At 64.2% G+C, this 13,467-nt stretch carries 10 protein-coding genes and 1 pseudogene; 10 read left to right on the plus strand and 1 reads right to left on the minus strand.

Annotated elements, in window-relative coordinates; all coding sequences use genetic code 11:
* The first annotated feature begins 126 nt into the window (after positions 1-126).
* From ASF23_RS04515 to ASF23_RS04540, 6 genes are all read left to right on the plus strand, one after another.
* On the plus strand, positions 127-720 hold the full coding sequence (locus ASF23_RS04515; RefSeq protein WP_055949721.1) for a recombinase family protein: 594 nt from the start codon (positions 127-129) through the stop codon (positions 718-720).
* Between the two features lie 374 nt (positions 721-1,094).
* Entirely contained in the window at positions 1,095-1,679 is a 585-nt protein-coding gene (locus ASF23_RS04520) for a hypothetical protein (RefSeq protein ID WP_055949723.1), read from the plus strand.
* Positions 1,680-1,970: 291 nt separating this feature from the next.
* Positions 1,971-4,658: a DNA methyltransferase gene (locus ASF23_RS04525; protein WP_055949726.1), complete on the plus strand. Its 2,688-nt coding sequence runs from the start codon at positions 1,971-1,973 to the stop codon at positions 4,656-4,658.
* Positions 4,655-6,622 (plus strand): DEAD/DEAH box helicase, encoded by a 1,968-nt coding sequence (locus ASF23_RS04530; RefSeq protein ID WP_055949729.1) that lies wholly within the window; start codon positions 4,655-4,657, stop codon positions 6,620-6,622. The genes ASF23_RS04525 and ASF23_RS04530 overlap by 4 nt, the downstream gene beginning before the upstream one ends.
* Positions 6,619-7,776 carry a GIY-YIG nuclease family protein gene (locus ASF23_RS04535; protein WP_055949731.1) on the plus strand — a complete coding sequence of 386 codons (1,158 nt, stop codon included), beginning with the start codon at positions 6,619-6,621 and terminating at the stop codon, positions 7,774-7,776. The genes ASF23_RS04530 and ASF23_RS04535 overlap by 4 nt, the downstream gene beginning before the upstream one ends.
* A 157-nt stretch (positions 7,777-7,933) precedes the next feature.
* Positions 7,934-8,122 carry a hypothetical protein gene (locus ASF23_RS04540; RefSeq protein WP_055949734.1) on the plus strand — a complete coding sequence of 63 codons (189 nt, stop codon included), beginning with the start codon at positions 7,934-7,936 and terminating at the stop codon, positions 8,120-8,122.
* A 390-nt stretch (positions 8,123-8,512) separates the two neighbouring features.
* Here the strand turns inward: ASF23_RS04540 and ASF23_RS04545 are convergent, their stop codons facing one another.
* A complete protein-coding gene (locus tag ASF23_RS04545; protein ID WP_055949736.1) occupies positions 8,513-8,857 on the minus strand; it encodes a histone-like nucleoid-structuring protein Lsr2 in 345 nt (114 codons plus the stop codon).
* A 794-nt stretch (positions 8,858-9,651) separates the two neighbouring features.
* Here ASF23_RS04545 and ASF23_RS04550 point away from each other — a divergent pair.
* The 4 genes and pseudogenes from ASF23_RS04550 to ASF23_RS04565 all read left to right on the plus strand — a co-directional run bounded on the left by ASF23_RS04550 (position 9,652) and on the right by ASF23_RS04565 (position 13,019).
* Entirely contained in the window at positions 9,652-10,755 is a 1,104-nt protein-coding gene (locus ASF23_RS04550) for a Fic family protein (RefSeq protein ID WP_235510784.1), read from the plus strand.
* A gap of 30 nt (positions 10,756-10,785) precedes the next feature.
* Positions 10,786-11,193: pseudogene (locus ASF23_RS04555) on the plus strand (IPT/TIG domain-containing protein); the annotation flags it as partial.
* Positions 11,194-11,446: 253 nt separating this feature from the next.
* Positions 11,447-11,992, plus strand: coding sequence for an RNA polymerase sigma factor (locus ASF23_RS04560; RefSeq protein WP_055949756.1), 546 nt, complete (start codon positions 11,447-11,449; stop codon positions 11,990-11,992).
* Positions 11,985-13,019, plus strand: coding sequence for a CU044_5270 family protein (locus ASF23_RS04565; RefSeq protein ID WP_055949759.1), 1,035 nt, complete (start codon positions 11,985-11,987; stop codon positions 13,017-13,019). Before ASF23_RS04560 ends, ASF23_RS04565 begins: the two co-directional genes overlap by 8 nt.
* Positions 13,020-13,467 lie beyond the last annotated feature (448 nt).

Below are 13,467 nucleotides of genomic sequence, written 5' to 3' on the forward strand. Positions count from 1 at the left end.
GCCAGGGGGCTGCTGTTGCGGTGCGCAACTCCCGGAGTTCCGGGGTTAGCCGGTGTCTCGGAAAGTCATCTCGACGTGCGTCCTGTGTCAGACCGCGTTTGACTGGGTTACTGAGACACTGGGTGGGTGAGGCTTCTCGGATACACCCGGATCAGTACCGGAGCGCAAGACGCGCAGCTGCAAATCGACGCGCTTGTTGACGTCGGCGTCGACCGGCGGGACATCTACGCCGACGTCACCTCGGGGCGAAAGGAAGCTGCGTCCCGGCCTGGGATGGCACGGCTGCTCGAGTACGCGGATGCCGGCGACACGGTGGTGGTGTGGCGGGTGGATCGGCTCGGCCGATCGCTGGTCGATGTGTTGACGACGGTGACGATGCTGGGGGAGCGGGGCATCGGCGTCCGGTCCGTGTCAGACGGGATTGATCCAGCGACGTCGACGGGCCGGCTGATGTTGAACCTGATGGCGACGCTCGCGGAGTACGAGCGCGAGCTCATCGTCGAGCGCGTCAACGCCGGCATCGCCGTCGCCCGGGCTGCGGGGACCCGGTTCGGGCGGCCGCCAGTGAAGCCGGACGTGATCGCGCGGAAGCTCGCGATCGTTGCTGAGGCCCGGGCCGCCGGGCATACCGCGGCGGATGCGGCGGATCTGGTGGGGTGGTCGCGGGCGACGTTGTATCGACACCAGGCGGCCGCTGAAGCCGCGGCTGGGAGTAGCTAGCCGGGTGACGTGTGGATAGATCGGCGCGGCGGTGACGGCGAGTTCGGGTGGATGGCGGGCCGGCTCGCTCGCGACCGCAAACGCGGCGAGACCGGCTCCGCCGTCGCGGCACCCGAAGCCGCGTGTGTGGTGATCTAAGCCACGGCCGGCTCGCTCGCGACCGCAAACGCGGCGAGACCGGCTCCGCCGTCGCGGCACCCGAAGCCGCGTGTGTGGTGATCTAAGCCACGATGAACAGCCAAACACAGACGTCGCCGTGGGGAAGGCCCCGAAGCGTGGGCAGAATCGCGGTTCTCTCTGACGGCGATCGTTACTGCGACGGGGGGTGCGTGTGATGGGTTGTGTCGTCGAAGAAGTCGTGGTGCGCTTGCGCCATGAGTTTCTTCACCAACGATGCAGACCCGGTGGATAATGTCGCCGAGGAGCCGGAGCGGGATCCTCGGCACGGGCCCGCTGAGGATGAGTTACCGGCGATCGTGTCGCTGGGGATGCGATGGGCGGTCAGCGCGCATGCGGTGGTCGTGTTGGAGTCCGCTCGGGTGTTCTCCGATGGGGTGCTGTTCAAAATCGGTCGGTACCTGCGTCGGGGGGACTTGACCATGCGTGAGTTCCAGCAGCTCACGCACGAAGAGCGGTTCGGCAGCAGTGACGATCGTGGCCGCCGTCTCCGGGTCGGGGCAGTGCTGTCCGATGGGGAAGAAATCAACGACAGTCACCGTCCCGGCGCTGAAAGGGGTGCAACCCGGTCCGTGCTTGTCCGCCGCGGGGGAAGTGGTGGTGGCGGTGCGTGGCGGTATCGGCACACCGACGAGCTGTGGCTGCACCCGCTGCCATCGCCGGGGCAGCTGACGCTGGTGCTGCAATGGCTTGCGCTCGACATCGCCGAGACACGACTCACCGTCTCAGCCACCGACCTAGTCCGTGCTGCCGACGAAGCGACCTCGCTCTGGGACAACTGACGTGCACACATCTTTAGTGCCCGCCGAGCCACTCCGAGTGCAGCACCGGGCCTAGACCCTTGCACGCATCGGTGGCGGAAGCCGCGAACGTGACCCTACCGCTACGCGAATCCACCCCTTCGCAACGCGAGGCGCTGGGGTATGCCCCAATGCAACACAGCAAGCGTGGGATGAGAAGCGACCGGCGCGAAACGAGGCGAGAAGGACGGCATCAAACGACCTGCTCACCGCAGCACATCGATCGAATGGCCTCTCAAGCAGCCGCCGGTCGATACCCGTCATACTGACGAGGTGCCGCGCCTGAACTTGAAGACGATCGAAGGCCGAGTCGGACCGCTCGGCGGTCGCGACCACTACGAACGGGAGTTCATCTTCGACTTGCTCGCGGCGTATGGACGATCGCCGGCCAGCATCACCCGCCTGCGCAGTGGCGCACTGAACGTCGCCGACGACCCGGACACCGAGGTTGCGCAGAAGGGCGTCGTCTACTTCAAGCCCACGACCGACGACCTCTACGCAGTCATCGACGACCTCCGCACCGCGCCTACCGTCGTCCGGTACGGCACGCGTTTCGTCCTCGTCACCGACTACGTCGACCTCCTCGCCGTCGATACCAGGACAGGCGAGACCCTCGCCATCCCGCTCCAGGACATTGACAAGCAATTCACCTTCTTCCTGCCCTGGGCTGGCATGGAGAAGGCGCAGTACGTTGCTGAGGCGCACGCGGACGTCAAAGCGGCCGAGCGCATGGCAAAGCTCTTCGACCAGCTCCTCGTCGTGAACCCTGACCTCGAGACGATAGAGCTCGGCAGACACGCCCTCAACGTCTTCTTCAGCCGGCTGCTTTTCTGCTTCTTTGCTGAAGACACCGGCATATTCGAACCGGCAGGCCTCTTCACTGACGCAGTCGCCGCCCTCACGCAACCCGACGGATCCGACCTCGCCGAACTCCTCAACGATCTGTTCCGAGCCCTCGACACGCCTGGCCCGGCAGACAAGCCATCACACCTGGCTCGTTTCCCATACGTCAACGGGCGCCTCTTCACCGTCCAGGACCACCATCTAGTACCCACATTCGACAAGCGAGCCCGGGACCTCCTGCTCGAGAGTGGACGGTTGCTGTGGAACGAGATCAACCCTGACATCTTCGGATCTATGTTCCAGGCTGTGGTCAGCCCTGACCAGCGAGCCGACCTCGGTCAGCACTACACGTCCGTCCCCAATATCCTCAAAACAATCGAACCGCTGTTCCTCAACGCTCTCCGTGAAGAGCTCGACTTGGCTTTCGACAGCCCCGCTGCACTCGAAGCGCTACTTCGACGCGTTTCGCAAATAAAGGTGTTCGACCCAGCATGCGGCTCTGGGAACTTTCTTGTCATAGCCTACAAGGAACTCCGCCGCCTGGAACACGCCATCCTCGAACGCCTCGCGCAGCTAGACTCCCGGCACCAAACACTCTTCGCTGAATCTCAAATCAACGTTGAGAACTTCTCCGGCATCGAGCTCGACGACTTCGCCGCCGAGGTCGCGATCCTCTCTCTCTGGATCGCGAAGCACCAAATGAACCAGGAATTCCTCGAGAAATTCAACATAGACCTTCCGCTTATCCCCCTCAAGGAGACCGGTCGCGTCACCCACGGTAACGCTGCCAGGATCGACTGGGGGAAGGTATGCCCCAATGGCGGCAATGATGAGATTTATCTCATCGGCAACCCGCCCTACAAGGGAGCGCGAGAGTTGACGCCGGAGATGAAGGCCGACTTCGCCATTGCATTTTCGAGTAGTGCGTACTCGAAAAACCTCGATTACATTGCCATCTGGTTCCTGAAAGGAGCCGAGTACGTTGCAGGCACAAGGGCAGAGCTTGCATTTGTGACGACAAACTCGATCGGGCAGGGTGAACAAGTCGGTTTGCTCTTTCCAGTAATTCTCGGTCTGAACGTGGAGATCGGATTTACCCACACGTCGTTCAAATGGGATAACAACGCAAGGGGAAATGCCGGAGTTACTGTGGCGGTCATCAGTTTGCGACCCGTCCGCACCGGGCCAAAATACATTTTTGCGGGTGGCCTTCGCATTGAAGCGAGAAACATCAACGGATACCTTGTCGACGGGCCGGATTTAGCGGTTACGAAACGGACCCGACCGTCGCGCGCGATTCCTGAGGTGCTGCTCGGCAACATGCCAAACGACGGCGGCCACCTAACGTTCGATCAACGAGCGCGAGACGAACTATTACGTGACGACCGTACCCTCGGGCGGTTTGTGAAGCGTTTTGTCGGCGCTGCCGAGTTGATTAGGGGCAAGGACCGCTATGCCGTGTGGGTCGAAGAAGGTACCGAGCAAGATGCTTCATCAATACCCGAAATAGCGGCTCGCTTCGATGAAGTGCGAGATTTGCGTGAAAAAAGCAAGAGGGCATCTACTAAAAAACTCGCCGATACTCCATGGCGATTCGGAGAGGTTCGTCACAAGGGATCAGAGGCCATCGTTATACCGCGGCACTCTTCGGAGAATCGCAAGTACATTCCGATGGGATACGTCGGCCCGGAAGTTATTGTCGGTGATTCAGCCCTCATGGTTTGCGATGCCTCGTTATGGCTATTTGGTGTTCTTACCTCGCGTATGCACATGGTGTGGACTCGAGCGGTGGCGGGACGACTGAAGACCGATCTGCGTTACTCCGCGACGATCGTGTACAACAACTTCCCGGTGCCGGCGTTGGGCGACGCCGCGAAGGAGCGGCTCGCAGCTGCCGCGCTGCGGGTGTTGGACGTGCGCGAGTACCACTCGGAGCTGACTCTGGCGGACCTCTACGATCCCGAGGCGATGCCCGACGACCTGCGAGCGGCCCACAGCGAGCTCGACGCAGTGGTGGACGCCATTTACCGACGTCGCCCCTTTGACACCGACGAGGAACGTCTGTCGCACCTGTTCGGCTTGTACGAGCAGATGACCGCTGAGGAGAACCGCGCATGATCAGCCCGAAGCAGCCCGTGAACATCGTGGACGTGCAGTACGCGCGCACGGGCGCATCCGTGCACACCGATGCGCTCGGCATGCGCGAGATGCAGCAGCGTGTGTTCGCCGAACGCGACGCCCAGTACCTTCTGGTGAAAGCGCCGCCGGCGTCGGGGAAGTCCAGGGCGCTGATGTTCGTCGCCCTGGACAAGCTGTACAACCAGGGCCGCAAGAAGGTCATCGTCGCGGTGCCCGAGCGCTCCATCGGCGGCTCGTTCGCCAGCACCGAGCTGACTCGGCACGGGTTCTTCGCCGACTGGGAAATCCAGCCGGAGCACAACCTCTGCACACCTGGCGCGTCGACGAGCAAGGTGCAGCAGTTCGTCGAATTCCTCAGCGGACCCGACGCGACCCTGGTCTGCACCCACGCGACGCTGCGGTTCGCATACGAGAAGCTTCCGGCTTCTGCATTCGACGGTTCGGTCCTCGCGATCGACGAGTTCCACCACGTCTCAGCCGACATTGGCAGCAGCAGGCTCGGCGACCTCCTCCGCGGGGTGATGACCGAGTCCGACGCACACATCGTCGCGATGACGGGGTCCTACTTCCGCGGGGACTCCGTACCGGTGCTCTCGCCAGAGGATGAGACGAAGTTCACCCCAGTCACCTTCAACTACTACGACCAACTCAACGGCTACGAACATCTCAAGTCGCTCGGCATCGGACACCACTTCTACCAAGGCCGATACACCAGCGCCATCGACGAGGTCCTCGACCTCGACAAGAAGACCCTCATCCACATCCCCAACGTGAACAGCGGGGAGTCCACCAGAGACAAAATCGAGGAGCTGAACTCGATCCTTTCCGTCATCGGCGACGAGATCGAGCAAGACGCGACCGGTATCCTCAGCGTCCGCCGCCGCGACACCGGGGGGATAGTGCGGGTCGCTGACCTCGTCGACGACACCGACCAGAACGCACGAGCCGAGACGCTGCACTACCTCACGAGCGTCGCGTCCAAGCAACGCGACGCAGTCGACGTAATCATCGCCCTCGGCATGGCGAAAGAAGGATTCGACTGGCCCTTCGCCGAGCACGCCCTCACCGTTGGCTACCGGGCGTCACTGACCGAGGTGATCCAAATCATCGGACGTGTCACGCGAGACAGCCCGGGCAAGACGCACGCGCAGTTCACCAACCTTCTTGCTCAGCCCGACGCGACAACCGACGAGGTGAAGCTGTCGGTGAACAACATGCTGAAAGCGATCACCGCGTCCCTGCTGATGGAGCAGGTCCTCGCACCAAACTTCACATTCAGAACCAAGACCGGCAACGATGATGCACCGCAGCCGGGTGAACTCCGGATCAAGGGATTCAAGGAACCGTCCAGCGACCGGGTGAAGCAGATTGTTACGACCGACCTCAACGATCTGAAAGCCACGATTCTGCAGGATGACACGTTCGTCAAAGCCGCAGCTGGAAACCTCGACGCCGAGGTCACGAACAAGGTACTGATCCCCAAGATCATCCGCGAACGCTACCCAGACCTGACCGAGCCGCAGGTCGAGGAGCTGCGGCAGCAGGTCGTCGTGGACTCGGTCATCAAGAACGGTGAAGTTCGCGAAGTCGGCGACAAGCGCTTCATCAAGATGTCCGACAAGTTCGTGAACATCGACGACATCGACATCAACCTGATCGATAAGGTCAACCCGTTCCAACGGGCCTTCGAGGTGCTCTCGAAGTCCGTCACCCCGCAAGTGCTCCGCATCATCCAGGACACCATCACCGCGACACGGATCGAGATGACGGAAGAGGAAGCGCTCCTGCTCTGGCCTAAGGTGCAGCAGTTCACGAAGGTGCATCGCCGACAGCCCGATACTCGCGCCGAGGACGGAACCGAGCGTCGGTACGCGGAAGCGCTGCTGTTCCTTCGTCGAAAGAAGCGCGAACTCGAAGCCCAGCGACGTCTGGAGCAGTCATGACAGACGCCGACTACCAGAGCATCTTCGACTCAGACCAAGACGGACTGCTCGACACTCCGGAGAAGCCTGCGGCGGTCACCTCCGTCGATCGACTCGAGCGCTCGTTCCTGGAGATCGTCGAGTTCTACCGTGAGCACGACCGAGCCCCCAGCTCGGCAACGCGGGAGATTGCCGAGCGTAAACTTGGCGCCAGGCTCGACGGCATCCTCGCCGAAGAGAGCAAGATCGCCGCGCTACGACACCTCGACGAACTTGGACTCCTCGCCGAACCAGAACCACCGGCCTCGATCGAAGATCTGCTCGACGGCGATGAGCTCGGACTTCTCGATGACGATTCCGGAATACTCGACACAAGCGAATTACCCGTACGGGCACGGCGCGTAGACCCGGACGACGTAGCTCAGCGCGTCAAGAGCTTGGACTTCGATGCCTTCGAGCCCTTGTTCCGCCAGAAACATGAAGAGCTTCGCGCTGGTACCTCGAAGCTGGTGAGCTTCGAAGCTGCGGGGGGACAACAAAAAATCAAAGAAGGCAGCTTCTTTGTGCTATCGGGTGTGATGCTGTTCGTTGCGGAGATTACCGAACCGCAGGCGGCACCGGGGGTCCGAACCCGGTACAAGCCGCGCACCCGGACGATCTTCGAGAACGGTACGGAGTCGAATCTCTACCGCCGCTCACTCGCCGGGCAACTGTACGAGAACGACGGACTCGCCGTCGTCTCCACTGGGTTCGAAGAGATCCTCGCCGACGACGTCGCGACCGGGTACATTTACGTGCTGCGCTCCCTCAGCGATGACCCGCAGATCGCAGGAACGCAGGAGCTCTATAAGATCGGGTTCTCTCGTGGCCCGGTGGAGAAACGCATCGCCGGCGCCGAACGGGAGCCGACCTACCTTATGGCTCCTGTTGAAATTGTCCGGACCTACCGGACCTACAACATGAAGACATCGGCCCTTGAACACCTCCTACATCGCGTATTCGCCGACTCCCGCCTGAACGTGAACCAGGTCGGCCACGACGGCCGCCAATACGCCGTAAGCGAGTGGTTCGTCGTCCCGCTCCCAGTGATCGACGAAGCCATCGACCTCATCGCATCCGGTGACATCGTCGATTACGTCTACGACGCAAAGCGGCGGTCCATTACCGAGGCGTGACCGAGGCCGGACCCGAAGGCCATCAACTGACGCCAGATGTGCGCCTTCCAGCGCGGCCGGTCACAGTCTTGCGTTCCCCGGCGCCGTAGATGGTGATCCTCTGCTCACGGATACGGATACGGATACGATCCGCGGAAAGCAACGACAGGAGTATGCAGTGTTCCGACGTGTCAACTTTGACGGGCCCGGCGACGACCCCGATGAGTACCGGTTTGAGTGTCCTGACTGCGGCGGCACCGGCAAGGTCAACGTCCCAGGCGACGACGAGGGGCTGACTGAACTTCTGGAGTGTCCGAACTGCGGCGGCACGGGCAGGATCCAGGGCGACGCGTCAGACATGCTCTGAGCGGCGCCAGGTGATGATGAGCGTAGAACGTCTTCCCGATCGGCTACCCAGCGACTACGGGTCGGCGCGGTACCGATGGCAAGGTAGATCGTTCGCGGTGCTGAACACTGACCTCGGCAATGGATGGTGCGCGCCGACAACTCGACAACGCTGGGCTGGCTGAATGAGTTCAGCGACGGCACCTACCGATTCCTTGGCGCCAGGCATGCCCGCGTGCCAAACATGGATTCCGAGAACTTCCGGTAGATCCTCGCGTTCGCATCAGTGCAGTTCGTCGACTGAACAATGAGGTGCATGGGTCTGGACTGACATAAGAGGCCTTACCGGCGCGTACAGCAACAGCCGACCGCCCTGTGGGTGATCGGCCGTTGTGGCGTTGAGGTAGCGGTGTCAGTGTGCGGCGTCGTATGCGTCGCGGACGGCCTGGCTGATGCGCCCGCGGGAGGACACTTCGTGGCCGTTCGCGGCGGCCCACTCGCGAATCTTGCCCAGCTCCTCGGCGTTGCCTCGCTTGGGGGTGACACCGGAGGACGAGCGCCCGGAACGACCACTGGTTTTGCGGGCGGCGGCGACGTAATCGGAGAACGCTTCGCGAAGCTGGTCGGTGTTGTCGTCGGTGAGGTCGATCTCGTAGTTGGCGCCGTCGAAGCCGAAGGTCACAGTGCGGCCCTTGCCATCTTCGATGTTGTCGCCGGTCAAGTCGTCGACGAGGTGTGTGGTGACTTTCTGCGCCATGGTGTTGCTGCCTTTCGTAGTGAGGAGGTGCGTGACAACTGTGACATAGTCCGCGCACGTTGGTGTCGTGCGTGCTGATCGAGGAATGGCGCACGTTGTCGGTTCTCGATGGTCCTCGACGTCTCGCCGTGCGCGGATTCCACCCGGTATGCCGCCGCGCTTGCCGACTTGCAGCAACAGGTAAGTGATTCGCGATTGACGGCGCAGCGTCGGTTCTGCGGTGCCGGAGCTGACTAGCTCTCGCGGCCGTGAACGTTGCCTACCTGCGGGCGTCGGCAGCCGCGAGGGCGGATGGAATGGTTCTGCAACAGGCTGTCGCAGAACTGCCCGGGGGAGGCAGCACGGTCATCCTCGGCTGGCTCGAGGAGGGGACCGTCCGCGGTCGGAGGGCAGCACTGACTGTCTCGGATGGCTGGTTGCGAAACGTGGTCGAACACCACGTCCGTGCCAGCACGCATCCGCGTCTACAGGCGGCACCTCGACACCTCCGGCATCGAGGCCGGCTGGCCAAGCAGGTCGCCGCTCTCGACAGTCAGGGTGACATAGCCGACGCTGCGGCCACGGTCGAGCGGCGCTTACCGCCCGCCTGCTTCACGCGTCGAGCTTCCGGCCCTGCCGCGGCGACACCTGAGCCACTGCTGCCACTTGTGCAGAATAAGTGACATCATCGACGGAGTTGTCGCCGGGAAGGAGCCGACATGACGAACTGGCCTGCACATGCCTCGCGCGTCGGCCCGTGGACGAGCACGAGCCGTCGCGGTACCCGTGACGACCGGACCTTTTCCCAGGTCACGGTGTCCATCCCGCCGAGGATCGCTGATGCCGACGCTCCCGTCATCGCGGAGCGCGACCTCGCCAGGGCCCGCTACGAGGCCGCAGACCTCGAGCGCGTGGCAGACGGCGTCCTGAGCCCTCTCGCGGGCTTTCTCATCCGGATGGAGTCGGTCGCGTCCAGTCGTATCGAGCACGTCGAGGCGTCCCCGGTCGCGTTCGCTCGAGCCATCGGCGGGCTGAAGGAGAACACCTCCGCCATGTCGATGGTTGCTGCCGGTGCCGCGATCACAACGCTGATCAATGCCTCGAGCAAGGTGATCACGCTCGAGGAGATCCTCGCCGCGCACAGAGCGCTCATGGAGGATGACCCGGATCTGTCCGAGCGTCCGTACGCAGGCCGGGTCCGTGACGTGCAGAACTGGATTGGCGGCTCGCAACACTCGCCCCGCGGTGCGCTCTACGTTCCGCCGCCGCCGGAAGAGATCCCGGCGCTTCTCGACGATCTGCTCGTGTTCGCGAACCGTGACGACCTCGAACCAGTCACTCAAGCTGCGATCGCGCACGCCCAGTTTGAGAGCATCCACCCGTTCACCGACGGCAACGGACGCATCGGCCGGGCGCTGATCGGCGCGATTCTGCGCCGGCGTGGGGTCACTCCGCACACTGTGCTCCCGGTGGCCAGCGCTCTCGCCGCCAACACGAGCCACTACTTCTCGCTGCTGACCGCGTACCGCACCGGCGACATCGAGCCGATCGTCACCGACCTGGCGCTCTGCGTCGAGACGGCCGCCCGCGAAGCCCGCGGCACTGCTCGCGGCTTCGCCGGCTACGTCGACGCTTGGCGAGAGCAAGCTGCACCGCGGGCTGGCAGCGCTACCGAGCGGATCCTGCCGGTTCTGCTGACCCTGCCGGTATTCACCGTCGAGCAGCTCGTCGACAAGCTCGGCGACGTCCCCGAGCGGAGCGTCTACCGCGGTGTGCAGGCGCTCGAACAGGCCCGCATCGTCGAAGCCGTCACCGAGAGAAAGCGCGACCGCGCATACGCGGCGATGGACGTGCTCGACGAGTTTGACGATCTCGACACCCGCATCCGAGACCGCATCACGCGCCTCCGCACAGCCTGACGCGCATCACCGACGCGCAGCCCGGCAGCGGGTCCCACGGCGGGCGGGCAGACGGTCGTGATCAGCGGCACCGGTCTCGCCGGCACCACCGGCGTCACCATCGGCGGCGCTCCCGCTACCGTCGTCGGCACGCCGACCGACACTCGCGTCACCGTCACCGTCACCGCCACCGCCACCACACCAGCCGGCTCCGTCGCGAATGCGGACGTCGCTGTTACCGGTCCGGGTGGGACGATAGTCGCTGCCGACGCGTACGAGTACCTGCCGGTGCCGGCCGTGACCGGCTCCACGCCGGGCTCGGGCCCGGTGACGGGCGGCGCGCCGGTCACCGTGACAGGTGATGGCTTCGTTCGAGGCGGCACGACCGTGACGATCTATGGCATCACCTTCGCCACGGCCGACGTCGCCGTGCCACAAGCCTCCAGATATTGGCGATAATCCTCAGGACCGGCCAGCCGATAATATAGATTATGTCAGTATCGGTCTTGGCAGGGCGATTGGCTCGAGGTTGCACGTTGTGGGGCCAGTGCAGCCCGAGCGTGGTGAACGCCTGCTGGAGGGCAGCGTCCTCAGGTGTGATTGTGCCACGGGTGTCTAGGGCGATGAGCGTTGGCTGATCGCTCTCGCCCGTCGCTCCGTCGCACCGTCGGCGGATGTGGAACTCCTCGGGCATGATCGGGCAATACCCATCGTGCACAGTGATCACCCACCGCCCTCACCGGCCGACGAGCTCGGCCGGCAGTTCGACCTGCACGGGCGTCGGATCCTCCTCTACCTCGTCAAGCGGACCGACCTCCAGACCGCCGAGGACCTCCTCGGCGAGACGTTTGTCACCGCGCTCGCGCACTGGTCGAGCTTCGACCCGTCCCGCCAGGAACCGCTGCCGTGGCTGTTCGGCATCGCCACGAACCTGCTGCGGCGGCACTGGCGTTCCGAACGTCGAGCGCGACGAGCCGCGTCGCGTGTCGCCGTCCACGACGCAATCGAGGACGACGTCGGAGAGCGGATCGACCTCGACCGCGCGGTCCGGGCCGTCACGCGGCAGCTCGACCGGATGCGTCCGGAAGTCCGCGACACCGTCCTCCTCCACGCCTTGGCCGAGCTGACCTACGAACAGATCGCAGCCGCCACCGGCGTCCCGATCGGCACCGTCCGCTCCCGCCTGAACCGGGCACGAACAGCCCTCCGCGCCGTGCCCGACGCCACGACCCTCCTGAACGGAGCTTCCAATGCCTGACGACCTCGCCACCGTCCGCCGACTCCGTTCGGAGGTCGACGCACTCCCTCCCGAGGTGATCGACGCCACCCTCGCCCGGGTGCGACAGCGCCTCGACGCGCCGGTCGAACCGCCTCGGGCTCCAGCACCCCGACGCCGACTGCGCCCCGTCGTGCTCGGCATCGCGTCCGCAGCCGCTGCCGCCGCGCTCGTGGCGACGGGACTCGGCCTCACCCATCTGACGTCGCCGGAGTCCGCCGCTGCCGCAACCCTGCACGACGCGGCGCGGGCATCGATGTCGAGCGCGGAACCCGCGAACGCCTTCACGAAGGTCACGACACGGGAGCGAGCACTCGGGTACGCGACGTCCGACGGCGAGCACTACGACGAGGCCTACGTCGCCGACGACGTCAGCATCACCTGGGTCCCGCGCTCGATCTCCAGGACGTGGACGCGTGTGTCGTGGTCCGAGCCGGCGTCCACGTTCTACGGCGGCGCGGCAGCCCACGATGCGGCCAGGCGGGACTATGCCACGGAAGCCCACCGCGACACCCCGAATCACGAACGCGCCGCCGGGGGCGACTTCACCAACGGCGAGCTCGGTGGGACCCCCGCGGGCACGCTGACGCCGGCCGACATCCCCGGACTGCCGCGAGACCCCGGCGCGCTCGTCCGTCGCATCGAGGCCGCGCCCAAGTCGGTGGGCGACACCGACACCGAGCACGTTTTCGACACTGTCGCGGAGATGCTCAGGACCGGTCTCGTGCCGGCCGACCTCCGCGTCGGCATGTACGACGCGCTCGCGACCCTGCCCGGCATCACCGTCACTGAACGCCAGGCATCGCTCGACGGTCGGACCGGCACCGCGATCGGACTCGCGGACCCGTCGGGCAGTGAGCAGCGGCAGGTCATCATCGACCGCTCATCCGGCGACTACCTCGGCGAGCGGATGCTGCAGCTCGAGCGGAACGGCAGCATCCCCGCAGGCACCGTCATGGACTCCGTCTCCGTCGTCTCGATGCAGGTGTCGACCGCCGACGACCGGTGAGCAGGCCGGCGTACGGTTCGGTGCTCCTGTCGGGGTGCGCCGACGTGTCGGACTGGAGGCGCACCTCCAGTCCGGTCCGCACCCCACCCAGGTGCTCGGCTCTCGCCGCTTGCGCGTCGGGTCAAGCATGACACGGTCTATCGCGCCGATAATGTATCGTATGTCGGTTTGAGTCAGGGGCAAGCCTGACTGACATCTCCTCACCTCAGCCCCCCCCCCCGGCCCCGGCGCCGGACCTGTCTCGTGGCGACGACGGCCTCGAGCGGTAAGCCCGCGGGTCTCCGGCCTGTCAGGCCAAGTTTCCCGGGTGGGCCGGTGCTGCACAACACGAGGGTCCTGCTTCGACTTCTGGGGCGTTGTACTCGCGGGAGCGGTGGGATCACCCTTCGCTGGGACGACATCGACCAGACGATAGCAATCGATAGCCCACCATTAGGTTTTCGTAATC

It is taken from the genome of Curtobacterium sp. Leaf261, from assembly GCF_001422205.1.
Classification (GTDB): domain Bacteria; phylum Actinomycetota; class Actinomycetes; order Actinomycetales; family Microbacteriaceae; genus Curtobacterium.